21 protein-coding genes are annotated in these 22,075 nt (G+C 51.6%); 6 read left to right on the forward strand and 15 right to left on the reverse strand.

Features of this window, described 5'->3' with window-relative positions; translation table 11 throughout:
* Positions 1–11 precede the first annotated feature (11 nt).
* The 6 genes from AB4876_RS12250 to AB4876_RS12275 all read right to left on the reverse strand — a co-directional run bounded on the left by AB4876_RS12250 (position 12) and on the right by AB4876_RS12275 (position 5,778).
* A complete protein-coding gene (locus tag AB4876_RS12250) occupies positions 12–1,502 on the reverse strand; it encodes a PhnE/PtxC family ABC transporter permease (protein ID WP_368381967.1) in 1,491 nt (496 codons plus the stop codon).
* On the reverse strand, positions 1,502–2,176 hold the full coding sequence (locus tag AB4876_RS12255; protein ID WP_368381968.1) for an ATP-binding cassette domain-containing protein: 675 nt from the start codon (positions 2,174–2,176) through the stop codon (positions 1,502–1,504). Before AB4876_RS12255 ends, AB4876_RS12250 begins: the two co-directional genes overlap by 1 nt.
* The gene (locus AB4876_RS12260; RefSeq protein ID WP_368381969.1) at positions 2,166–3,032 is read right to left on the reverse strand and encodes a putative selenate ABC transporter substrate-binding protein; all 867 of its coding nucleotides are present in this window, start codon (positions 3,030–3,032) and stop codon (positions 2,166–2,168) included. The genes AB4876_RS12255 and AB4876_RS12260 overlap by 11 nt, the downstream gene beginning before the upstream one ends.
* 33 nt (positions 3,033–3,065) lie before the next feature.
* Complete coding sequence (gene mnmH, locus AB4876_RS12265; RefSeq protein ID WP_368381970.1) at positions 3,066–4,187, reverse strand: tRNA 2-selenouridine(34) synthase MnmH; 1,122 nt, start codon at positions 4,185–4,187, stop codon at positions 3,066–3,068.
* A 124-nt stretch (positions 4,188–4,311) separates the two neighbouring features.
* A complete protein-coding gene (locus AB4876_RS12270) occupies positions 4,312–4,503 on the reverse strand; it encodes a DUF3185 family protein (protein WP_368381971.1) in 192 nt (63 codons plus the stop codon).
* A gap of 177 nt (positions 4,504–4,680) precedes the next feature.
* Positions 4,681–5,778 carry an NADH:flavin oxidoreductase gene (locus AB4876_RS12275; protein WP_368381972.1) on the reverse strand — a complete coding sequence of 366 codons (1,098 nt, stop codon included), beginning with the start codon at positions 5,776–5,778 and terminating at the stop codon, positions 4,681–4,683.
* Between the two features lie 116 nt (positions 5,779–5,894).
* Here AB4876_RS12275 and AB4876_RS12280 point away from each other — a divergent pair, with 116 nt between their 5' ends.
* The 3 genes from AB4876_RS12280 to AB4876_RS12290 all read left to right on the forward strand — a co-directional run bounded on the left by AB4876_RS12280 (position 5,895) and on the right by AB4876_RS12290 (position 9,638).
* A complete protein-coding gene (locus tag AB4876_RS12280; RefSeq protein WP_368381973.1) occupies positions 5,895–6,791 on the forward strand; it encodes a LysR family transcriptional regulator in 897 nt (298 codons plus the stop codon).
* 261 nt (positions 6,792–7,052) lie between these two features.
* On the forward strand, positions 7,053–7,865 hold the full coding sequence (locus tag AB4876_RS12285; protein WP_368381975.1) for a formate/nitrite transporter family protein: 813 nt from the start codon (positions 7,053–7,055) through the stop codon (positions 7,863–7,865).
* 54 nt (positions 7,866–7,919) lie between these two features.
* Positions 7,920–9,638 (forward strand): bifunctional protein-serine/threonine kinase/phosphatase, encoded by a 1,719-nt coding sequence (locus AB4876_RS12290; protein WP_368381976.1) that lies wholly within the window; start codon positions 7,920–7,922, stop codon positions 9,636–9,638.
* A 71-nt stretch (positions 9,639–9,709) separates the two neighbouring features.
* On the opposite strand, the gene cynS is transcribed toward AB4876_RS12290, so the two are convergent.
* The 5 genes from cynS to AB4876_RS12315 all read right to left on the reverse strand — a co-directional run bounded on the left by cynS (position 9,710) and on the right by AB4876_RS12315 (position 13,690).
* Positions 9,710–10,150, reverse strand: a complete 441-nt coding sequence (gene cynS / locus AB4876_RS12295; RefSeq protein WP_368381977.1) for a cyanase — start codon at positions 10,148–10,150, stop codon at positions 9,710–9,712.
* A 159-nt stretch (positions 10,151–10,309) separates the two neighbouring features.
* Positions 10,310–11,056 (reverse strand): hypothetical protein, encoded by a 747-nt coding sequence (locus AB4876_RS12300; RefSeq protein ID WP_368381978.1) that lies wholly within the window; start codon positions 11,054–11,056, stop codon positions 10,310–10,312.
* A 39-nt stretch (positions 11,057–11,095) separates the two neighbouring features.
* A complete protein-coding gene (locus tag AB4876_RS12305; protein WP_368381979.1) occupies positions 11,096–11,404 on the reverse strand; it encodes a hypothetical protein in 309 nt (102 codons plus the stop codon).
* 353 nt (positions 11,405–11,757) lie between these two features.
* A complete protein-coding gene (locus AB4876_RS12310; protein WP_368381980.1) occupies positions 11,758–12,525 on the reverse strand; it encodes an amidohydrolase in 768 nt (255 codons plus the stop codon).
* 28 nt (positions 12,526–12,553) lie between these two features.
* Positions 12,554–13,690 carry a methionine aminotransferase gene (locus AB4876_RS12315; protein WP_368381981.1) on the reverse strand — a complete coding sequence of 379 codons (1,137 nt, stop codon included), beginning with the start codon at positions 13,688–13,690 and terminating at the stop codon, positions 12,554–12,556.
* 361 nt (positions 13,691–14,051) lie between these two features.
* On the opposite strand from AB4876_RS12315, the gene AB4876_RS12320 reads away from it, so the two are divergent.
* The 3 genes from AB4876_RS12320 to AB4876_RS12330 all read left to right on the forward strand — a co-directional run bounded on the left by AB4876_RS12320 (position 14,052) and on the right by AB4876_RS12330 (position 16,825).
* The gene (locus AB4876_RS12320) at positions 14,052–16,397 is read left to right on the forward strand and encodes an alpha/beta hydrolase (protein WP_368381982.1); all 2,346 of its coding nucleotides are present in this window, start codon (positions 14,052–14,054) and stop codon (positions 16,395–16,397) included.
* Between the two features lie 22 nt (positions 16,398–16,419).
* A complete protein-coding gene (locus AB4876_RS12325; RefSeq protein ID WP_368381984.1) occupies positions 16,420–16,605 on the forward strand; it encodes a hypothetical protein in 186 nt (61 codons plus the stop codon).
* An 82-nt stretch (positions 16,606–16,687) separates the two neighbouring features.
* Positions 16,688–16,825, forward strand: coding sequence for a DUF2986 domain-containing protein (locus AB4876_RS12330; RefSeq protein WP_368381985.1), 138 nt, complete (start codon positions 16,688–16,690; stop codon positions 16,823–16,825).
* Between the two features lie 103 nt (positions 16,826–16,928).
* On the opposite strand, the gene AB4876_RS12335 is transcribed toward AB4876_RS12330, so the two are convergent.
* Genes AB4876_RS12335 through doeB2 form a run of 4 tightly spaced genes read right to left on the reverse strand, consistent with a single transcriptional unit; the run spans position 16,929 to position 22,053 of the window.
* A complete protein-coding gene (locus AB4876_RS12335) occupies positions 16,929–18,290 on the reverse strand; it encodes an NAD-dependent succinate-semialdehyde dehydrogenase (protein WP_368381986.1) in 1,362 nt (453 codons plus the stop codon).
* Between the two features lie 10 nt (positions 18,291–18,300).
* Entirely contained in the window at positions 18,301–19,563 is a 1,263-nt protein-coding gene (doeA, locus tag AB4876_RS12340; protein ID WP_368381987.1) for an ectoine hydrolase, read from the reverse strand.
* A complete protein-coding gene (locus tag AB4876_RS12345; RefSeq protein WP_368381988.1) occupies positions 19,560–20,798 on the reverse strand; it encodes an aspartate aminotransferase family protein in 1,239 nt (412 codons plus the stop codon). Before AB4876_RS12345 ends, doeA begins: the two co-directional genes overlap by 4 nt.
* Before the next feature lie 52 nt (positions 20,799–20,850).
* Positions 20,851–22,053, reverse strand: a complete 1,203-nt coding sequence (gene doeB2, locus AB4876_RS12350) for a N(2)-acetyl-L-2,4-diaminobutanoate deacetylase DoeB2 (protein WP_368381989.1) — start codon at positions 22,051–22,053, stop codon at positions 20,851–20,853.
* Positions 22,054–22,075 lie beyond the last annotated feature (22 nt).

Genomic DNA, 22,075 nt, shown 5'->3' on the forward strand with positions numbered 1-22,075 from the left:
TTGATGGTGGCCTACAGGGTCTCAGGGGACGGTCGCAGATGCAATCGCTGGCGCAACGTGCGGGTGAACATATCGGCGATAATATTCAGTATAGCGGCGCAGAGAATCAAGAGCAGCGCTCGATCAAAACGAAACTCTTCAAAGGCCGAGTCAATATAAAAGCCCAAGGTGCCAATACCGAGCATACCGAGAATGGCTGTCTCGCGCATAATGACCTCCCAGCGGTAGAGTAAAAAGGCCAGAAATTGGCGATAAACTCGCGGCAGTATTTCATAGCTGTAGCGATTGATGCCGGTGCAGGCATCCTCGCGTAACACTAACTCGCCGCTGTAGCGCCCCAGCAAATGGGCAATGATCGCCCCGTTGTGAAAACCCAGCGCGAGTATGGCGGGCAGCATCGATGGCCCCAATAACAACAGGCCGATAAAGGCCAGTAAATACTCGGGCAGGGTGCGGGCAATAATTAAAAAGCCATCGCCTAGGCTGCGTTTTAGCGGGCTAAAAAACTGCCGTGAATTAAGCGGGAACCACACTAGACTGAGTATGGCGGTGAGCAGTAGGGCGATTTGGCTGAGGATTAAGGTACTGGTCACGCCCGGTAAAATTTGTTGTTGCCACAGCATCGCCAACCAGTCGAACACGGCGACATAATCAATATTCGTTTTATTGCGCAGTGGCGCAGGAATAATATCTTCGCTAAGAAAACGCGCAATATTTGCCCAGCTGAAATGCGCGGTGGGCGGCAAATAAATAAGTGCGGCAATTAAATACACTGGTAGCAGCGCTTTTTTAAGCCACCAGCGCAGGCTAAGCACAATGGCCAGCAGCACATATAACAGCGCGGCGGCGTCATTATACTGGCCATTGCCCAGTGCAGTTTCTAAATGGTAGCCGAGGGTGGGCAGGCCAACAAAACCTAAAACAATACTCGAGCGAATGGCGCACTCAAAGCGGTAGCTGGTGTATTGCAGCAGTGGCCGCCACGCTAGTGGCAAGGTGGTGTAGAAAAAGGCGCTGAGCCCTGCGCTCTGTAATAGGTTGTTGCGCGGTGCGGCCTCAGTCTCTTCAAATAATTCACCGTAAATTTTTGCTAGGGTGCCGGCATAGGGAATGGCAATGGCGAGCAAACCCGTGAGCGGCGATAGCCCAAATAATTGAATAAAAATCAGCGCCCAAAACAATTCATGAATCGCGCGTATAAAAGCGCAAAAGCCGCGCACCAAGGGATGGCGATACAGCAGCGCCAGTACAAACCCCGCGGCGCTGGCCAGCGCCATACCCTGCAGGGCAAAGGCGAGGGTGTTAAAGGCGCTGCTGGCAATTTCGCGAAAAGACCAAAAATTGGGCGCCATTAGGCCCTGGCCCATGCGCAGTAATTCTTGGCCGGGGCTGGCGCGGTGAATGTCGATGTCGGCAAACAGCAGGGCGATAAAGCCGGTCAGGGCCAGCCATAAACTTAATTTAAGTCGGGTATTGTTGTGGGGGCGAGTCTTAACGTTCATTACGCTTGATACAGCGCAGCTAGTTGCTCGGATGTTACCTGCGCACTCGGCAAGTCAAAGGCAATGGCGCCGTCTTTTAAGCCGATAATCCGCTGGCAAACGCGCAGTGCTTGTTGAGTATCGTGTAGGGCGAGCACAATTGTTTGATGGCGCTGGCTGATCAGGCTGAGCATTTTGTCTGCCTGTATGGCGTCGACTGCCGATACTGGTTCGTCGCCAATAAAAATGGTCTGCTGCTGATACAGGGCGCGGCCAATGGCCACGCGTTGCTGCTGGCCGCCAGAGAGTTCGTCTACTCGGCTGTACAGTTCGGCGTCCAGCGCTAGGCTTTGCGCCAAAGCCTGCAATTCGGCCTTTGGCCCAGCGAGGGGGCGCAGCAAATTAGCGAGATTATAGAGCGCGGAGTGGCGGCCGAGACCGCCCATATACATATTGTGATAGGCGCTGAGCATGGGCACCAGCCCCGCATGTTGCGGGCACCAAGCGACCTTGGCCGCTTGCAGGCTGCGCAAATGTTTAAGCAGAGTAGACTTGCCCGCCCCGGAGGGGCCGACCAATGCCACGCTTTCGCCTTGGCGAATAGTCAGCGAGGCGTCTTTGAGTACCGTCTGCTCCCGGTACTTTAAGCTTATTTTGTGAAGTTCGAACATGGCTGGTTTGGCCTTATTCGGCATCCATCAAACCAATAGCAATGGCGGTGTCTTTGATCGGCTGATAGTCGTCGTTAGTGGCTTCTACAAAAGATTGGCGGGGGAACGCAGCCAGAATCTCGGCGTCGCTAATATTCAATAAGGTCTGTTTAACTTTGGCCTTAAAGCCCGCGCCCCAGCGCGCGTCCACGTCACCGCGAATACTCCACTGATAATCTGGGTAGCTGGGGGTTTGCCAAATAACGCTTACCTGACTGGGGTCGATAATGCCCGCGGTGAGTTCGTCTTCCCACACTTTGTAATTGACCGCGCCAAGTTCATAGGCGCCAGACTGTACTAGCGCAATGGTGCGGCTGTGGTCGTCTGAAAAACCCACCCGTGTAAATACTTGCTCTGGGGATTTTTTGAAATGCTCGCGAATATAAAACTCTGGCATTAGGCGGCCGGAGGTAGAACCCTTGGCGCCGAAGGTGAATGTCTTGTTAGCGATGCCCGCAGGAAATTTGTCTGACTTGCTCAGGCCGCTGCGCTTATTGGCAATAAGATAAGTAACAAAAAATTGATCTTCATAGCCTTGAGCAATCGCTTCACTGCCCGCCACGAGTTCCCGCGCCTGTACCCCAGACAAGCCGCCAAACCAAGCGAGCTGTACTTGGTTGTTGCGAAACGCGGTTACCGCTGCGGCGTAGCTTTTGACCGGCACGTATTTTACTTTTACGCCCAGTTCTTTCTCTAAATACGCCGCAACCTTGCCAAAGCGTTCCTGCAGACGCGACTCGTCTTGATCTGGAATAGCCGTAAAACTAAAGGTCTCAGCAAGGGCGCTAAGACTAATCGAACTTGAGACGAGCAGCGCTGTTAAAACAGTCAATAACCGCACGGGATTCTCCTGTAGAGAGTGAGTAACGGGGAATTATGTCGGTGTGTAACTCCGCGTCCAGGCCACGATCTCATCTTTGTTGCCGCGAAAAATCTCGCGGCCATCGCGACGGCTTTGTTGGTAGTCGTACATGGGGTCGTAGTAATTGCTTAGTAATACTTCTATGCCGGGGCGAAAGCTATCGGCATTGCCGGTGTTTTCAAACTCGCTGAGCGCGGCGCTGAATATAGCCGTTAGCGATTTGTGGCGGTCACCGCCGAGACGTTTGCGAATACGGTTGAGGTTGCCAAGAATTTGCTCGCGGAATTTCTCGCTGCCCAGCTCTTCGCCATAGGCTTGGATGTATTCAGGCCGCGCGCTAAGCACGTATTCCTCAAGAGCGATGTCGATTCGCTCCTCTAGCGGGGTTTCCAATACGGCCAGCGGCGCCTGTTGCATGGTGGCCTGCAGCTCAAGTGGCAGGGTCACCGAGCCAATCATATGGCCCTCGTCTTCGGTGAACAGTGGCGACTGGGGGTGGGCGTCGCGCAGCTTTAAAACCGCAATACTCAAGGTGTTTTCAAAATCGATCTGGGCGGGCTGAGGTTTAAGCTGACGGCCAAAGGCTGAGCCGCGATGATTGGCGAAGCCCTCTAAATCAAAACTGCGGGCAATGCGCTGAATAAGCCGCGTTTTGCCGCTGCCGGTGCGGCCTGCAATCAACACCAGCGGTGACTCGGGCTGACGCAGCGCCAGGCTGTTTGCGTCTAGCTCATCAATTAAAAAGCGGCGCATGGCTTTGTAGCCACCGGTGATTAAGGGGTAATCAATACCCGCTTCGGCAATGAGCTTTTTACTGAGATTGGAGCGTAAACCACCGCGAAAACAATATAAGTAGCCCTCGGGGTATTGCTGAACATAGTGGGTCCAGTCGGCAATACGCTGGGCTTGAATGGCGGGGGTGGCAAGCTGCCAACCCAGCGCAATGGCGGCATCTTGGCCCTGCTCTTTATAGCGGGTGCCAATAACATGCCGCTGCTCATCGTCGAGCAGTGGAATATTAGTGGCGCAGGGAAAGGCACCTTTATTGAATTCCACCGGCGCACGTACATCTAACAAGGGGATGTCCTTGAGAAAGAGGGTGCGGAAATCCTCGCTATTATCGCGCTTGGTCATAGGCTTGGGTTTTATTGCCACAAGTTCGTGTTTTATTAGGAGGCCAGCAGTCTACGCTGAATAGCCGGCAGAGAGAAGTTGTGAAACTTTGCGCTGGAGAACAGTTAGGCGTCTAGGCTATGGCTTATTTCAGTTTGGTGATACCCACTAACACACTGATCACGCCGCCAACCATACCGGCCCAAGCCTCTATAGGCGTGTCGCCATTTAATGCGCGGCCTATTTGCGCGCTCGCAGAATCATAGATGTTATAACCCCACAACGCCAAAGCAACACCGCCAACCACGAGCACAATACCAATAATTTTATTATTCATGTTCACACCACTTTGGGTAGGGTCTAGCTGAATTAAGCTGTTGCTTACCTAAACACATAATAAACATTAAAAATACATATAAAGGGGCGGGTTTGAACAGTGATGAGTTTGCTAGCGAGATCGCCGAGTGGCTTATAGGATCAGCCCCGCCCGCTAGCGTGCGGGGCTTGGTACTGGCTAGCTTAGCTGGCCGACGTTTTGGATGGTGAAGGGCTTGATCTGATCGATTTGCGCATTTTGGATCTTGTTTACCCAGTCGGCGTTGGCGAGTAAAGCGCGGCCAATCGCAATTAGGTCAAATTCATTGCGGTCCATTTTTTCGAGCAAATTATCGATATTGGCAACACCTGCGCCTTCGCCGCGAAAGGCCGACGTAAACTCTTGGTCTAGGCCCACACTGCCAACACTAATGGTGGGTTTGCCGGTAATTTTTTTAGTCCAGCCTGCTAAATTCAACTCAGAGCCTTCAAACTCTGGCTCCCAGAATCGGCGTTGGCTGCAGTGAAAAATATCCACGCCAGCATCGCTTAAAGGTTTTAAAAACTCGGCGAGCTGTTCTGGGGTATTTGTTAAACGGGCCGTGTAGTCTTGCTGTTTCCACTGCGACCAGCGGAACAAAATCGGAAAGCCTTCCCCTACTTTTTCACGTATGGCTTTGACGATCTCAACGGCAAATTGGCCGCGTGCCGCTAAGCTGCCACCGTATTTGTCGGTGCGCACATTGGTGTCTGCCCAGAAAAACTGATCAATCAAATAGCCGTGGGCAGCGTGGATTTCAACACCATCAAAACCGATTTGCTTGGCGTCAAATGCCGCTTGTGCATACGCCGCTACCAAATCTTCAATTTCTGCAACTGTGAGCGCTTCAAACACTTTTTTGCCTTTAGCGACCAAACCAGAGGGTGACGCACTTGGCGCGCTGGGTACTGGGCCGGTGCCCGCGCCGCGCGTAGAGCCTACATGCCATATTTGCGGCACAATTTTACCGCCAACGGAGTGAACGGCATCAACCACTTTTTTCCAGCCGGCCAGCGCCTCTTCGCCAAAAAAGGACGGATGGCTGGTATTGTCGGTGGCGGCGGGATGATTAATTAGCGTGCCTTCGGTGATGATTAAGCCCACACCGCCTTCGGCACGTTTGCGGTAGTACTCCGCGACGTCATCGGTGGGTACGCCATTGGGCGAAAAACCGCGGGTCATTGGCGCCATCACTGTGCGGTTGGCGAGTTTAAGCTGGCCGAGTTCGAATGGCGTGAATAAAGCTCTGGTGTCCATATGGCTACCTCAAAGAAGTCGATTAACACGTTGTATCACAAGGTGCCTAGTATACTTTCCCAAAAACTGAAGATAATCAGCTAATATTACGAAATACTTTTGCTGGAATCACAATAATGGACAAGCTAAAAGCCATGCACCACCTCTGCTGTATAGCCGAAGTGGGCAGTTTTAGTGCTGCGGCCAAACTTGCCAATGTGCCGGTCTCCACGGTGTCGCGCAGCATACAAGCGTTGGAGTCTGAGCTGGGTGCAGCGCTGCTCAAGCGCAGTACCCGCCATGTTGGACTTACTGAAATTGGCAAAATTTATCTCAATGAGTCCAAAGACATACTGGCGGCTATCGACCGCGCAGAGGGCCGGGTAGGCAATTATCAAAACGCGCCGTCTGGGGTACTGCGTATCAGCGCGCTCCCCTATTATGGCGAAGTTCGACTGCTGCCCTTACTGGAAGCGTTTCAATCGCGTTACCCGCAAATAGTAATTGATCTCGAGCTGTCTAATCACACCGCCGATCTTCAGCGCGACGGCATCGATATTGCCATTCGCGGCGGCAGCGAACCCGATGGTCGGATCATTGCCCATCGCCTAGTGGATAATACTCACCGCCTGTGCGCCTCGCGGTCTTATGTGAATAAATACGGTATGCCGCAAACCATTGCCGAGTTGAGTCATCACCGCGCGCTGCTGTATCGCAGCCCCGCGCAAATTTGGCACTGGCATGTGGAGCAGCGGGGCGCATGGCAGCGGCTAGATATTACTACCGCGCAAGTCAGCAATAGCATTCGTGTTATTCGCCAAGCGCTGTTAAGCGACCAGGGCTTGGCGATGTTGCCGAGCTGGAGTGTTGAAGAAGAAATCGCCAGTGGTCGATTAGTGTGGGTGCCGCTGCTAGAAACAGTGTCGACCAACGCCCAACACCCAGCCGGTAGCATTTATATGCTCTATCAACAGCCCCAATACACGGTTCCTAAGATTAAGGTCGCGGTGGACTATTTTAAGGAGCAGCTCTAATTGCTAGCGGTGAATATTGGCAGCGACGTGCTGCCCTCTAAGGCTTCACTGGGCATTGTTGGTGCACTTAAATTGTGCGCGCTATTGTGGTTCATGTTTTTTTGGCGAGAGTAGTGGCGCGCTATTTTGGTGCTTATAACTTTGGGCGCGTATTTTGTTTCAAATTTCCCGTTTTAAAACAATCTATTAGTGATTTGTGTAGGAGTTGGTTTGTTATTTGCTAGGTCACCTTTAACAAAAACTTGCGCGAGGAAGTACTCAGTGGCTTATATCGAACCTAATGAATTTGCGACAAAGATGGTTGACGCTGGCGAATCTAAAATTTTCATGTCCGCTAGAGATACTTTGGTAAGGGCCTATATGGCGGGCGCTATTTTGGCACTTGCGGCCTTTTTTGCGATAACGGTCACCGTCAAAACGGGCAATCCGCTGGTAGGGGCGCTGCTGTTTCCCGTTGGTTTTATCATGCTGTACCTGATGAAATTCGACCTACTCACCGGAGTATTTACCCTTGTGCCTTTAGCTATTATTGATAAGCGCGCGGGCTGTACCGTAAAGCAAATGTTGCGTAATTGGGGTCTGGTGTTTATTGGCAATTTCGCTGGGGCCTTGTCGGTTGCCTTCTTTGCTTCCTTTATTCTGACCTATGGTTATAACACTGACGGCGGCGCTTTGGCCGCTAAGGTTGGCAGTATTGGTGAGTCGCGGACCCTTGGTTACAAGGCCCATGGCGAGGGTGGCTGGTTTACGATCTTTATTCGCGGCATGCTCTGTAACTGGATGGTGTCTATGGGCGTCGTTGGCGCAATGATCTCCACCTCTGCCTCTAGCAAAATGGCGGCGATGTGGATGCCAATTATGTTGTTCTTTTATATGGGCTTTGAGCACTCAATTGTGAATATGTTCCTGTTCCCCTTTTCGATGATTATGGGTGGCGAATTTACTATTGCTGACTATTTGTTCTGGAATGAAATTCCTACGGTATTAGGGAATCTTGCTGGTGGTTTCTTGCTGGTTGGTTTACCGCTTTACCTGACTCATGTTAGAACTAGTCCAGAGCGTAAACTGGGTTAACCACCACCATTTATTAACTGGAGCTCCCCGCGTCTAACAACGCGGGGCTTTTGTATGAAAGCTAAGTTGCTAAAAGTTTCTGTGGGCCAGTGTTCTGACGCTGGGCGAAAGCCAGTGAATCAGGATTTTCATGGCCTGCTGATCCCTACTGACGCGCAACTTAGTGCCAAGGGTATTGCGGTCGCGATTGCCGATGGCATTAGCAGTAGTCAAGTAAGCCAAGTGGCGAGTGAGACCGCGGTAAAAACCTTTTTAAGTGACTATTACTGCACCAGCGACGCCTGGTCAGTTAAAACCTCGGCCTTAAAAGTCTTGGCGGCGAGCAACGCCTGGCTTTATGCACAAACTCAAAACAGTCCCTATCGTCTTGATAAAGACAAAGGCTATATCTGCACCTTTAGTGCCGTGGTTTTTAAGTCGAATACCGCCTATGTTTTTCACTGCGGTGATACTCGGGTGTACCGAGTGCTTGGCGGCAGCTTAGAACTATTAAGCCAAGATCACCGGCGGGTGGTGTCGGCGGACGTGAGTTATTTGTCCCGCGCACTGGGAATGCAGTCGCGACTGGAAGTGGATCACCTCGAACTCCCAATAGAGCCAGGCGACACCTATGTATTGGCGACCGATGGCGTCTATGAATACGTGTCCGACAAGGCAATTGCCCAAGCGATAAATACCAATGAGGGAGGTTTAGATGCCCTTGCTGCCCAACTGGTGGACGAGGCATTAAAAGCCGACAGCCCAGATAACTTAACGCTGCAAATTGTGCGTATAGAGGAGGTGCCAGATAAGCAGCGCGATGAGGTTCGCCAATTATTAGAAAATTTGAGTTCGCCGCCAATATTGGCGCCGCGGCAGAGCTTTGAGGGTTACACCATAATCCGTGAGCTGCATATTAGCAGTCGAAGTCATGTGTTTTTGGCTGCAGATACCCTGAGCGGCGAGAACGTGGTTATTAAAACTCCAGCAGCCGAAACCCGGGACAATCGCGAACATCTAGAAACCATGTTATTGGAAGATTGGATAGGGCGGCGTATCGACAGCGTTAATGTGTTACGCTCCATAGCTCCCCATTCCAGTCAGCGCTATATTTATACGGTAACGGAATTTGTCGACGGTAAAAGCCTTTTCCAATGGATGCTAGACAATCCTACGCCCACCATAAATGAGGTGCGCGGTATTGTTGAACAAATCGCTAACGGCCTTCGGGCTTTGCACCGCCTTGAAATAGTACACCAAGATTTGCGCCCCCAGAACATTATGATCGACAGTGCGGGCACCGTAAAAATCATCGATTTTGGCGCGGCTAAAGTCGCGGGACTTGCCGAAACCTGCCGTCGTAATCTCGGGGTGGTCGGCACTATGCAGTATTCCGCGCCAGAGTATTTTTTAGATTTTGACGGCAGTAGCCGCTCAGACATATTTTCACTGGGGGTAATTGTCTACCAAATGCTATGCGGCGAATTGCCCTACGGTAACGAAGTCTGCCGTGCGACTACTCGGCAGGCGCAGGCAAGATTGGCATATAAGCCCTTGGCCTTAGTGCGCGCCGATTTACCTGGCTGGGTAGACTACGCAATTTCCCAAGCGCTTCAGATCCAGCCCGAAAAGCGTTACCAAGAAGTCTCGGAATTTGTTTACGATTTACAAAACCCCAATAGTCGCTATTTAAATAGGGCTAAACCGCCAATTATCGAGCGCAACCCCGTATTGTTTTGGCAAGTTATATCGGCGGCCTTACTGGCCTTGATTGTGATTCAAAATATACGCTAGTAATACTAGGAGATTGATTGAGGGTGTGAGAGCGTAAAGTGGCTGACGCCACTTTACGCAGTGCAGCAGCTTTACCAGCTTTTGTAGGGCAAAAATTTTCCGTTCATTGTGATTACAACCCTGTCGCCTTTGGGGTTCTCTTCTTTATCGACATCCATCGAAAAATCAATGGCGCTCATAATTCCGTCACCGAACTGCTCTTGAATAACCTCTTTCAAAGTATCGCCATAAACGCCAACGATTTCATAAAGGCGATAAATAAGCGGATCTTGCGGAACATCCCAGCCCCAAGTTTTAGTCGGATAGCTCATCAAAGTCGCCTTGGCCTCGGGCGGTAATTCGAGTAATGCGCACAACTTATCTGCGGGCGCCTCGGGCATGCTGTTCATGCCTAGGCATGCGGATGTTAGCCATACTTTACCTACGCCAAGCTCATCGGCAATCGCTTCCCATGTAAGGCTTTTTGCTTGCTTCGCCAGCACGATGGTTTCGCTTAATTCCTCACGGTTCATGTACATACCCCTGTTGGTTTATTGTAGGTATATAAACCATTCAAGATGTGTGCCAGTGGGTTGGGTGTTGTTGGGTCGCGGAGCTTATTTATTCTCGATTTCAACAGGAATTGGCTGAGTTGCCGATGCACGCGGGGCATTCTTGTATTAAAAGGCTGCCTATTTCGTATGGTTTATGCTGTTCTCTTCAGCAATGCTTGGAGCTCTTGTAATACGTCGAGCGATTTTTTGTTCTACTTTTCCTGGTACGCAGTATTTGACTTTCAATTGCTCTGCGTTGAGGCGCGAGTCGAAAATATACTCTTTCAATTTGTATTGCAGAAGTGGGTCAATGTCTAAATTTTCAATTTTACGTTTCCTAAAATTAATCGCATTTATTAATTCATTGGGAATTTCTGAAATTTCATTTACCGGGTTAAGTATGGCGCTAAATGCTTTTAGCGCTGCGTAATAAGGGATTGCAGTTGCGACAACGTCGGCAACGGCTTTTGGTGCAGCTGTAGTGTCACTGCCTACAGCGACACTCTGTAGGTTCCCATTTTCATCAAATACAATTGCGCCGGAGCCGGTCCCCATATAGGGCATTTTCATGCGAATATATCTTGCCTCGCTTGCCGGTAGCATTGCGTGTGAAACTTGCTCTTCAGGGACGCAAACACGTTTTTCATATTCTAAAGTAGTGCCGATTTTTAGAAACGTAATATCTAGGTATATAGGGGATCTTGCTAGCGTAAAGTAATGACGAGTAGTTATTCTATGGGGTTCAAGAGGGTAGTACTTATAGCCTTGATCTCTGTCGAAAAAGCTTTTGAAGTCACCTCCAGGGTTTATGCCCACGGCTACTTGGGCGGGCGAGCATGCGGATATTGTTATGACTGCTGCGGCCGATATCAGTATCCTTTTCACATAACACCCTAAGTTATTCAAGTGGCTGAGAATGTTGCGCTAGCTATCTTCTTTTTTGACCGCATCAGCTTTAAGCGGCATATAAATACAAGATACGCCACCGTTGGTTAATGCGATGCTAAATCGATGGTCGCAATTAACTGCTGCAAAAATAACGGGAAGTTGTTCGTTTCCAAAGGAATTTGGTAGGAATACGATTTTTTGTCCTTCTTTACAGGAGCTGGCGGTAACATCCTTTTGCCAGCCGCTAACTTCACAAAGGTCATTCTGGTCAACGGAAATAAATTTCTGATTGCAAGCAGATAAAAGTACTAAAAACGCGCATAACGTCAGTCCTTTGAGCGGCATATAATTATCCTAAATAGATTGATGGTTGCTTCTACATCCATCAGAAGCTGTTAGGTTTGTCTACGAGTAATTAAGCTGTTGTCAGTAGCTACCGAGAAGCTTATTTAGTAGTGAGCGAACTCTCATGCCTACTCACTTCCCATTAACAATAATTAGATTTAAATAGATGTGCAATAGTGAGTGAGGAATATTTTTGTGATTCTTATATTTTTCTTTAATTAATTTTTTGAGTTGGTATATCTGGCGGTTTTACTTATGAGGAGAGTAAGCGACTTTGTTATTTTATTAGGTCTGTGACCGCAAGCTTTGCTTGAGCGCAGCGAATGCCTTTATGTCAGATATTCGTCGTTCTACTATCCCTTGCGTAACTCAAACTCATCCGCATCTAAGTGCGCCGGAAACTTTTCCCTAAAGCTCTGCAATTCTGGCAGGGACAATTCCGCTGTAAGTATAGCGGGTGTATGGGCGGTGGTTTGCGCCAGCGGCTGGCCTAGGTAGTCGAGTATGACGCTGTCGCCGCTGTAGTTTATGCCGTTGCCGTCTTCACCGACACGGTTCACGCCAATAACGTAGCTTTGGTTTTCGATAGCGCGTGCAGTGAGTAAGGACGACCACGCGTGGCGGCGGGGTTCTGGCCAGTTGGCGACAAAGATCAGTACGTCGTAGTCATTGCGATTGCGGCAGAACACAGGAAAGCGCAGGTCGTAGCAGACTTGCAGACACAGACGGAAGCCTCGGTATTCGATTATTTTGCGCTCGTTGCCCGCGGTGTAGTGCTTGTGCTCGCCGGCCATGCGAAATAGGTGGTGTTTGTCGTAGTGGTTTTCGCCCTCTGGGCTTACCCAGTAGAGGCGGTTGTAGTAGTTGCCATTTTCTTCAACGGCAACGGAGCCTGTAATGGCGATATTGTGTTGCTGGCTCATGTCGCGCAGCCAGCGCAGGCTTGGGCCGTCTGCTGGTTCGGCAATCTGTTCTGGCGCCATAGAGAAGCCGGTGGTGAACATTTCAGGTAAGACAAGTAGGTCAACTTCTCCAAGACTGTCAATAAGGTCGCTGAAGTAGGCGAGGTTGGCTTCGCGGTCTTGCCAGTACAGGGGCGATTGTAGCGCTGCTATTTTCATCTTAGTGCTTCTTTCTATAGTCGTTTAATTACAGGGCGCAGAGTTTGGTGGCGGCGTCTAATAGCGTTTCTTCGCGCTTGGCAAAACAGAAGCGGATGATGCGGCTATTCGGTGGGGCTTTATAAAATACCGACAGCGGAATGGCGGCTACGCCGTGTTCGCGGGTGAGCTCTTCGCAAAAGTCTACGTCGCTCTTGTCGCTAATGGCGCTGTAGTCGGCAAGGGCAAAATAAGTGCCGGCGCTGGGCAACATGCTAAAGCGCGATGCCTGCATGGCGTTAATAAAACAGTCGCGTTTGCTGCGGTAAAAATCTCCAAGGCCGTGAACCTCGTCGCTGTATTTATTGAGCATATCGGCCACTGCGTACTGGGCCGGTGTAAAGCTGGTGAAAGTGACGAACTGGTGTATTTTTCGAAATTCTACGCTCAAGGCTGGCGGGGCAATGCAGTAACCAAGTTTCCAGCCGGTGGCGTGAAAGGTTTTGCCAAAAGATGAGATTACAAAGGTGCGGTCGAAAAGAGCTGGGTAGCGGTGGGCGCTATTGCGGGCTTGGTCGAAGACAATGTGCTCGTAAACCTCGTCGCTAATCACGAATAGCTCGTGTTTTTCGGCTAAGTTGGCGAGGGCCAGCCAGTCATCGTCACTAAATACGGTGGCGGTGGGGTTGTGAGGGCTATTAACGATAATCAGCCGCGTTTTGGCTGACACTGCCGCCTCAATTTGCTGCCAATCTGGCTGGTAGCTCGGTGGCATTAGGCTGATGTGCGTGCATATACCCCCAGCCAAGGTCACGGCTGGCGCGTAGCTGTCGTAGGCGGGGTCGAGGAGAATTACTTCATCGCCGGGATTAACCACGGCTTGAATGGCAACAAACAAAGCTTCGGTGGCGCCGGAGGCGAGGGTTATTTCGGTGTCTGGGTTTATGGCGCGGCCGTAGCATTCTTGGGTGAGTGTGGCGATGGCTTGGCGCAACTCGGGAATGCCGTTCATGGGCGCGTATTGGTTTTTGCCGCTGTGGGCGTGGTGGCTAAGCCGGTCTAGCAGGTACTTGTTGGGTGTGAAATCGGGAAAGCCTTGCGACAGGTTGATGGCGCCACATTCGTTAGCCATGGTCGACATCACTGAAAATATGGTGGTGCCAACCTCGGGAAGTTTACTTTTCAATTTGGAGTCCTTAGCGCTGTCGGCATTAGTCTGTGGGCTGAGTTTACTACAAATGCGTGGCTAACGAGATAAGCGCCGCTACCCGCTTTTTGGGGCCTGAGTTTGACTAGGTGGTGATTAAAGCGACTAATTTCTTGCGCTTGTTTTCAGTGATCACATTTGGGTCGCAGGCTTGAATTTTGCTTCTTTGTTGTGCGCTAAACTTGGTCGTTAGATGCTTGCTTGCCAACTCGGTCACGTAATTGTGTGATTTAGTGTCGCTTTCGACGCCGTGGCATCGATTCTGCAATACCCCCGCAGTGATATGTATTGTTTAGCCAAAACCAGTGGCTAATTCCTTTTAAGCTGTAGGGAAATTTTTATGACACCACTTCGACCGAGCAGTAAATCTAGCCTGATTTTTAAAATCATTTTTGCCACGTGTTTAGTGACAAGTATTTCGGCCTGCGGAGGGGGCAGCTCCGCGTCAACATCGGCGCCTAATCAGAATATTGATAATGGCGGCGATACAGGTGGTGATACCGGTGGAGACACGGGCGGTGATACCAGTGGCGACACAGGTGGAGACACAGGTGGAGACACAGGTGGAGATACAGGTGGAGATACAGGTGGAGATACAGGTGGAGATACAGGTGGAGATACAGGTGGAGATACAGGTGGAGACACGGGCGGTGATACCAGTGGCGACACAGGCGGTGATACGGGCGGTGATACCAGTGGCGACACAGGTGGAGATACAGGTGGAGATACGGGCGGTGATACCAGTGGCGACACAGGTGGAGACACAGGCGGTGATACCGGTGGCGACACAGGTGGAGATACAGGCGGTGATACCGGTGGAGACACAGGCGGTGATACCGGTGGAGACACAGGCGGTGATACCGGTGGAGACTCAGGTGGGGATACTGGCGATGATGAGCCTAAAGGTGCCCCCGAGCGGTTTAATGCAACTGCGGCAGATGCCGATACGATTGGCGCCTATACCATTTCCGGCGCTATCGATTTTAAATATTTACCGGTGCTAGCCACGAAAGATATTAACGATGCCGATGGCAGTAGCGTGTCGGCGTTTGCTGATCCCATTGATGTGTTGGGCGTAATTCATTATCCCTTGGTGACTGTCGATATGCCGGCGCCAGTTGGTGGCTTTCCTATTATTTTGTTTCAGCATGGGCGGCATTCCACGTGTTCCACCACTGGCGATGCTAGCGGTGACGAAAGTTCAGGTACCGATTGCGAGGCTAATGGCTTGGTGCCAATCCGCTCCGATAAGGGGTATGACTATATAGCCGAGACTATGGCGTCTAACGGTTACGTGGTGATTTCTATTGATGTGAACGACATTAATGCCCAGGACTCGGGCTCGAACGATCAGGGTATTACCGCGCGGGCCGAACTGATATTGCATCACTTGGATATACTCCGCGACATTAACGACAACGCGACGTCTATTTACGCTCAAGACAGTGCCGGCACTGATTTAAGCTCGCTTTACGGTAATTTAGATTTGTCGCGCATTGGTTTAATGGGCCATTCTCGTGGTGGTAATGGTGTTGCTAAGGCGATTACTTATAACCAAGATCCTCAGTTCCGCAGCACTTCACAGTTTGATTTGCCCCACGAAATCAAGGCGGTGTTCTCTTTGGCGCCTACCGATTTTGATTCTGAATTGCCCTTAAACACCGCGTGGGTCACTTTGTCGCCCTATTGCGACGGCGATGTATCGACCCTGCATGGCGTGTATATGTACGACAATATTCGTTACAACGCCGAGGATGTATCGCAGCCCCAGTTTATGGTGACGTCGATGGGCGCCAACCATAATTACTACAACGATTTTTGGTTTAGCGATGACGCAATCTTAAATGGCTTTGATCCATACTGCACCGAAGCGTCGCCAGTCTCTGGTCGGTATTCTAGGAACGATCAGAAGCGTCATGGCGAGTTTTTGATTGCCAGCTTTCTGCGGCTGTTTGTTGGTGGCGAAGGTCAATACGCTGGCTATTGGGGTGGTGTTGAGCGAGCACCGGTCAGCGCTTGTCCAGAAGGGTTCGACACCTGCGACGAGCGTTTGCATATGTCTTTCCACCAGTCTAAGGAAAACTTGATTGTGGTGGACACAACCTTGACGGATGCTTCGTTAAGCACCAATGAATTTGGTTTGGCTAATACGCTTTCGGGCTTTAATTTCACAGGCTGGTGTGCGCCAAACGGTGGTAGTTTGGAAGATATCTTGGGCTTTAATGAAGATAGCTGCCCATCGCCGTCAACCATTTCGAAAGCACCGCAGATATTCGGTAATTACCTTGGCTCAGATGCGACTATAAATTACGCCCTGCCTGCTGGAGGGATAGACGCTACCGGTTCCGACTTTCTTACCCTGCGCATGGGGGTGAGCGTGACGCCAGAGAATGCGCTAGGTCAGGATTTTACTTTGACCCTAACGGATATTAACGGTGTTTCGGTGAGCTTGCTGGCCAGTGACTTTACCGACGCGCTGTATTTTCCGCCAGGCTTAACTGTGGCCGCGCGGGATACCGGAGCTAAGACGGTGATTAATATGGTGCCCTTCCGCTTAGATGCACAGGCAATATATGATGCGCAAATTGATATGAGCAAACTCAGAAATATCCATCTGGCCTTTGATCAGCGCAGTGCTGGTACCGTTCAGATAACCGATGTCTTGTTCCAGAAGGTGCCTTATTAAATTTAGCCTTAACGTGCAGTAAATGCGGGGCGACAAGGCTCCGCAGCGTGCCAACAAACCCCAGTCATGTGCTGGGGTTTGTTGGTTTTTCGGCGCGATGGATTTTGATGTGGGTGTGGCCTTAAATTCCTTGGTTGGTGTGCGTTGTAACTTTGGCTTTGCCGCAATTCAACGTATGATGGCGGCGCCTAGGTTATTGCCGATTTAGCTCAATGACTGGCGCGTCGCGAGGTTGCACTGACGCCGTGAAGTCGAGTTATTATTTGCGCTGTATATGTTTAGGGGTTGCTATGAACCGCAAAAAGAAAATGAACAAGGTCTTAAACGCCAAGATCAAAAAAGCCAATGCCAAAAATCAGCCTAGCAATAAGCCGCGCTATATTTCTAAAGCGGAGAGAGCGGCAGCCGCTGAGCGCGACGCCGAGTAATTTGCTGTTGAGTTTAAATAGGCCATTCTAACTGGCTAGGGGTTTGCGCAAGGATAGATGACAGCGTTTGCCGCCATCATCTATCAAATCGACGAGCTTGCTTTTACTTTACCCAAACCTGCTTGGTATTCACAAACTCCTTAATACCGTGGGGGCCGAGTTCGCGGCCGTAGCCCGACCCTTTTATGCCACCGCTGGGCAGTCGCGAGTCGGTTTTAACAATGCCGTTTATCGCCACTTGGCCGGCCTCTAGACGCTCGGCAGTTTTGGCGGCTAGCTCAGCATTACCACTCCAAATTGCAGCGCCGAGACCGTAGGGGGTTTCATTGGCGAGCTGTATGGCTTCTTCAATGTCTGCCGCGCGAATAACGGCCATTACCGGACCGAAGGTTTCTTCGCGAAAGGCGCACATGTTCTCGGTAACATCGATGAGCAGGGTGGGCGGATAGAAAAAGCCAGGGCTGTTAGGCATTTCACCGCCGAGCAGGCACTTGGCGCCAGCTTCAATACTCTCTGTTACCTGGCGGTGTAGGTTCTGACGTAGATCGTCTCTGGCGATGGGGCCAATGTCGGTGTCGTCGTGCATGGGGTCGCCCATTTTAAGTTTGGCCATGCGGGTTTTGAGCATGGTGACAAACTCGTCGTAAATACTGTTTTCAACAATAATACGTTTGGCGGCAATGCAGGATTGTCCGGCGTTTATCATGCGCGACAGCACGGCAGTGTCGGCGGCGGCGTTTAAGTCGGCGTCGGCAAGCACAATGCAAGGGTCTGAGCCGCCCAATTCTAATACTGTGGGTTTAATCTCTGAGCCGGCAATGGCGGCCACTTTGCGACCTGCGGTGCCGGAGCCGGTAAACGACACGGCGGCAATGCGGGGGTCGCGAATTGCAGTTTCAATGGCGTCATTATCGATGGGCAGGTTAACCATGATATTGGCGGGAGCGCCGGCGTCTTTAAACACTTTGGCGATGGCTTCGGCGCAGGCGGGCACATTGGGGTCGTGTTTCATTACGCAGGTATTGCCCGCCATGAGCGCTGGTGCCATATAGCGAAAGGCCAGCCACAGCGGCGCATTCCACGGCAATATACCCAATAAGGTGCCGAGCGGTGGATGGCAAATATAGCTTATGGACGCATCGGAGGGCAGGGTTTGTGGCGCTAAATACTCAGCTGCGTGTTCGGCATAGTAGTCGGCGCAGCCCGCCGATTTTTCAACCTCGGCAAGGCCTTCTTTCATCGGCTTGCCCATCTCTGCACACATCAATTTAGCGAGATGGTTTTTTTGCGCGCGCAATTCAGTGGCAACGGCGCGCAGTACTTCTGCGCGCTCGGCAATGGCGGTGGCTTGCCAGCTGTCGGCGGCGCGAAAGGCATCGCCGATACGCTCGTGAAGTTGCACGCTGTTGAGGCCCGGCGTTTCTGCAATGATTTTGCCGGTGCAGGGATTTGTCGCTATTAGCATACTCAGCTCCTTAGGGACGTTCGCCAGATTCGATATTTTGAACCTTTTGGGATTTTTGCGTTTTGGCTTTCCGCGCCTCGTCAAACTCCAGCAGGGCGGGTTCGGGGGCGTCCTTTTTTACGGTGAAGTCTTGGTTCATAGTGAAAAAAGATTCGCAGCCCTTGTCGGTAATATAGATGGAATCTGAAATACCGCAGGTTTTGTCGCCGTCGACACCCCACATCCACGGAATAATATGAAAGGTCATGCCCTCTTGCAGTACGGTGGATTCACCCTGTTTGAGGCTGACGATATAGCCCTCGTCCCAGCTGGGGGGAAAGGCAATGCCAATCGAATAACCCGAACGGGTAATAAGCCGCGCGCCACAGTTGTTTTCGGAAATGATATTGCGCACTAGATTGTCGGCATCCGACACGGTCATGCCCGGTTGCACCTGTTTGTGAACCATGTGCAGGGCGTGTTTCATGCGCTCTTGGGCGTGGTGCATAGACTCGCTTAACTCGCCGAGCACCACGGTGCGCATCATGGCGGTGTGGTAGCGGCGATAGCAGCCACCGACTTCTAAAAATACGTGCTCGCCGGGCAATACCGTGCGTCCCTCCCAGGTGGCGTGGCCAATCATGGTTCGCGGCCCCGAGGTAACATAGGGCATTACCGCTGGGGGTTCGCCGCCGGCGCGGAACATCGCGGCGCTAATGGCGGCGCCAATTTCGTTTTCGGTCACCCCAGGCATACAGGCGTCGATACCCGCTTGCATACCGGCTTCAGTAGCCGCAGCCGCCTTGCGCATTAGCTGAATTTCTACCGGTGATTTGCAGATTCGGCCCTGCTCAACAATACCAAAGCAGTCGAGTAATTTGGCTTCGGTCAGTGTGGTGTGGATGCGGTCTTGCTGGTAGGCGGGGAAAAAATAACTATTGCGCTCGTAGCCGATACGCTTGTTGGCCAAGCCAAATTCGCGCAGGGCGTCGACCAACATTTGAATGGCATCGCCGGTGTCGGGGTAGGGGCGCGTGCGCTCTACCCAAGTGCGGGCGAAGATATTGGACTCTTCCATTGCCCGGGTAATCATAAAAGGCTCATCGTCTAGGGGTACCACCAGTGCCTGAAAAAAGGAGTAGCCGGTGGTTTGATAGTCGGTGAGGTACATTATGTTTTCTGGGTCAGAGATCACCACCGCATCCAGGTGGCGCAGGGCAATACGCTCGCGTAAATCTGCCAGTCGCCGCTGGTACTCCTCTATGGGGAAGGTCATGTCGTCGCGCTGTTTCATGCGGTGGCCTCCATTACTGAGCTGGTAACTTGAATCAGGGTGTCGAGGCCGATGCGCAGATCGTCGTTGGGAATGGTCAGCGGTGGAATCAGTTTTACGACGCGCCCGCCGGTGCCGCAGCTGGCAATGAGCAAGCCTGCTTTGAAGCAGGCGTCGACAATGGCTTTGGCGTTTTCGCCACTGCCCACATCCAAGCCGTAGATCATGCCCTTGCCGCGTATTTCAATTGGCGTAAAACGCTTCGCTAAACCTTGCAGGGCATTGGCGATAATCTCGCCCTTGGCCTGAACCTCCAGCATTAATTCTGGGCTTTCGAAGTAAGCCAGTGCCTCGGCGCCAGCGACAAAGCTCAGTGACTGGCCGCGAAAGGTGCCGGTGTGCTCGCCGGGTGACCAGTGTTTGTCTATTTCGGGTTTAACTAGGTTCAGCGCCATGGGTGTGCCCATGCCGCCCACACCCTTGGCAAGACAGATTACGTCGGGGTCGATTCCCATATCGTCAAAGCTAAAGTAGGAGCCGGTGCGCCCGCAGCCCACTTGAATGTCGTCGATAATAAGTAGCGAGCCGACATCTTTGGCGAGCTTGGCTAGGCCTTGTAACCACTCTTTACTAGCAACATTTACCCCGCCCTCTGCTTGTATGGTTTCCACCATAAAGGCCGCTGGTGGCGCAATGCCGCTGGACGTGTCGGCGTAGTAGTCGCGCAATTGCTGCAGTACTGCCATATTGCCAAAGGCGTGGTGACTAACGTGATTTAAAGGCACACCTGCGGCGCCGCGAAAATAGCTATTGGCGGTGCAGGCCAGTGAACCGAGGGTCATGCCGTGAAAACCGTGAGTAAAGGCAACAATCTCTTGCCGACCCGTGGCGCGACGGGCAATTTTTAAGGCAGCCTCAACGGCGTTAGTGCCAGTGGGGCCCATAAATTGCATTTTGTGATCCATCTTGCGGGGTTCAAGAATGGTCTTAACAAAGCGCTCCATAAAGCTGCGTTTAGCCGTGGTGTGCATGTCTAGGCTGTGGGTGACGCCATCTGATTCCAGATAGGCAATCATGGCCTTTTTCATGTGGGGGTTGTTGTGACCAAAGTTTAAAACCCCAGCGCCAGCGAAGAAGTCGATATATTGTTTACCGTCTTCGTCGGTTTGGCGGGCGTTGCTGGCCTTGTCGAAAACCACGGGATAAACCCTGCAATAGGCGCGGATATCCGATTCACGTTGCTCAAAAATACTCATGCGTACTCCTTCTTTTGAATATTTCCACCCGTGTTGCGGTGGCGTTCTATCTTTAGATGGTTGGTGCAGGTTTTTCGGGCGTTGTCACGCCACACAGGCGTGAGAAAAGAGTTGTAACCAATGGAATGAGCTTGTCATTAAAATCGTAATGCGGGCTGTGACAGGGTGAGTCGTGATCTTCGCCGTCGTCGGCGCCGATCAATGCAAAGGCGCCGGGTATTTCCCGCAAGTAATAACTAAAGTCTTCAGAGGCCATTATTGGCGTGGCGACATGGGCTTCGATGGCGGTAAAGCCATATTGTTCCGCCCACAGGCTACGCACATGCTGAGCTTGCACCGCGTGATTGATGGTTGCGTTGTAGCGCGGAGTAATTTCTACACTGCATTCAACGCCATAGCTGTGTGCGGTGTGTTGGCTTATTTCAGTAATAAGCTGACATATGTGATCGCGGGTTTGCTGGTCTGGCACGCGGATGCTGCCACTGAGTTTGGCAGTTTGCGGAGTAATGGTGGGGCCGCTGTCGGCCATAATTGAGGTGACGCTCAGCACGGCGGCTTGCTGGGGTGCCAAACGGCGGCTCGTGATTTGTTGCAGTGCTAAGGTGATCGCGCTGGCGGCGAGCACGGGGTCGCGACACAGCTCAGGTTGGCTGGCGTGGCCACCTTTACCCATTACGGTAATGGTAAATGTGCCGTTGCCGCACATCACAATGCCGTCGGGGCAGAGCAATTTTCCAAAGCCTATCGCCGGCCAGTTATGCCAACCGTAAATTTCGTCAATGCCGTCGAGGGCACCTTCGTTAATCATTTCGCGGGCGCCGTGGCCGCCTTCTTCTGCCGGTTGAAATAATAAGCTTACTGGCCCAGCTAATTGTTGCTCGTGGTGTTTAAGCCACTGTGCGGTAGCCAATAAAGTCGCGGTGTGACCGTCGTGACCGCAGGCGTGCATGCAGGCGGGGTGTTGGGATGTCCACGGCTTAGATGTTTGCTCGGTAATTGGCAGTGCGTCGATATCGCCGCGCAAAGCAATATGTTTGGGCGCTAGATTTAAATTTTTAAAATTGCTGTTTGGTGGCGCGAGTCTGGCGATGGTGCCGGTGCCAGCGCAGGCCTGCCAAGAAATGCCGAGTTGGTTTAGGGTATTGCGTACGGTTTCAGCGGTGCGAACCTCGTGCCAGCTAAGCTCGGGGTGGGCGTGTAAGTCGCGGCGCAGCTGCTGCGCGGTGGCGATTGTATCAGTCCAGTAATTTGCCATTATGCTTTTACTGTCGCACAGC

It is taken from the genome of Zhongshania guokunii (assembly GCF_040892635.1).
Lineage (GTDB): Bacteria > Pseudomonadota > Gammaproteobacteria > Pseudomonadales > Spongiibacteraceae > Spongiibacter > Spongiibacter guokunii.

What these genes read in the sequence shown, in the direction of transcription:
- AB4876_RS12255 (WP_368381968.1), bottom strand. Translation starts at nt 2,176, where the DNA reads ATGCCGAATAAGGCCAAACCAGCCATGTTCGAACTTCACAAAATAAGC.
- AB4876_RS12270 (WP_368381971.1), bottom strand. Translation starts at nt 4,503, where the DNA reads ATGAATAATAAAATTATTGGTATTGTGCTCGTGGTTGGCGGTGTTGCT.
- AB4876_RS12280 (WP_368381973.1), top strand. Translation starts at nt 5,895, where the DNA reads ATGGACAAGCTAAAAGCCATGCACCACCTCTGCTGTATAGCCGAAGTG.
- AB4876_RS12345 (WP_368381988.1), bottom strand. Translation starts at nt 20,798, where the DNA reads ATGAGTATTTTTGAGCAACGTGAATCGGATATCCGCGCCTATTGCAGG.
- doeA (WP_368381987.1), bottom strand. Translation starts at nt 19,563, where the DNA reads ATGAAACAGCGCGACGACATGACCTTCCCCATAGAGGAGTACCAGCGG.
- AB4876_RS12275 (WP_368381972.1), bottom strand. Translation starts at nt 5,778, where the DNA reads ATGGACACCAGAGCTTTATTCACGCCATTCGAACTCGGCCAGCTTAAA.
- AB4876_RS12335 (WP_368381986.1), bottom strand. Translation starts at nt 18,290, where the DNA reads ATGCTAATAGCGACAAATCCCTGCACCGGCAAAATCATTGCAGAAACG.
- AB4876_RS12320 (WP_368381982.1), top strand. Translation starts at nt 14,052, where the DNA reads ATGACACCACTTCGACCGAGCAGTAAATCTAGCCTGATTTTTAAAATC.
- AB4876_RS12325 (WP_368381984.1), top strand. Translation starts at nt 16,420, where the DNA reads ATGCGGGGCGACAAGGCTCCGCAGCGTGCCAACAAACCCCAGTCATGT.
- AB4876_RS12290 (WP_368381976.1), top strand. Translation starts at nt 7,920, where the DNA reads ATGAAAGCTAAGTTGCTAAAAGTTTCTGTGGGCCAGTGTTCTGACGCT.
- AB4876_RS12330 (WP_368381985.1), top strand. Translation starts at nt 16,688, where the DNA reads ATGAACCGCAAAAAGAAAATGAACAAGGTCTTAAACGCCAAGATCAAA.
- AB4876_RS12305 (WP_368381979.1), bottom strand. Translation starts at nt 11,404, where the DNA reads ATGCCGCTCAAAGGACTGACGTTATGCGCGTTTTTAGTACTTTTATCT.
- doeB2 (WP_368381989.1), bottom strand. Translation starts at nt 22,053, where the DNA reads ATGGCAAATTACTGGACTGATACAATCGCCACCGCGCAGCAGCTGCGC.
- cynS (WP_368381977.1), bottom strand. Translation starts at nt 10,150, where the DNA reads ATGAACCGTGAGGAATTAAGCGAAACCATCGTGCTGGCGAAGCAAGCA.
- AB4876_RS12310 (WP_368381980.1), bottom strand. Translation starts at nt 12,525, where the DNA reads ATGAAAATAGCAGCGCTACAATCGCCCCTGTACTGGCAAGACCGCGAA.
- AB4876_RS12250 (WP_368381967.1), bottom strand. Translation starts at nt 1,502, where the DNA reads ATGAACGTTAAGACTCGCCCCCACAACAATACCCGACTTAAATTAAGT.
- mnmH (WP_368381970.1), bottom strand. Translation starts at nt 4,187, where the DNA reads ATGACCAAGCGCGATAATAGCGAGGATTTCCGCACCCTCTTTCTCAAG.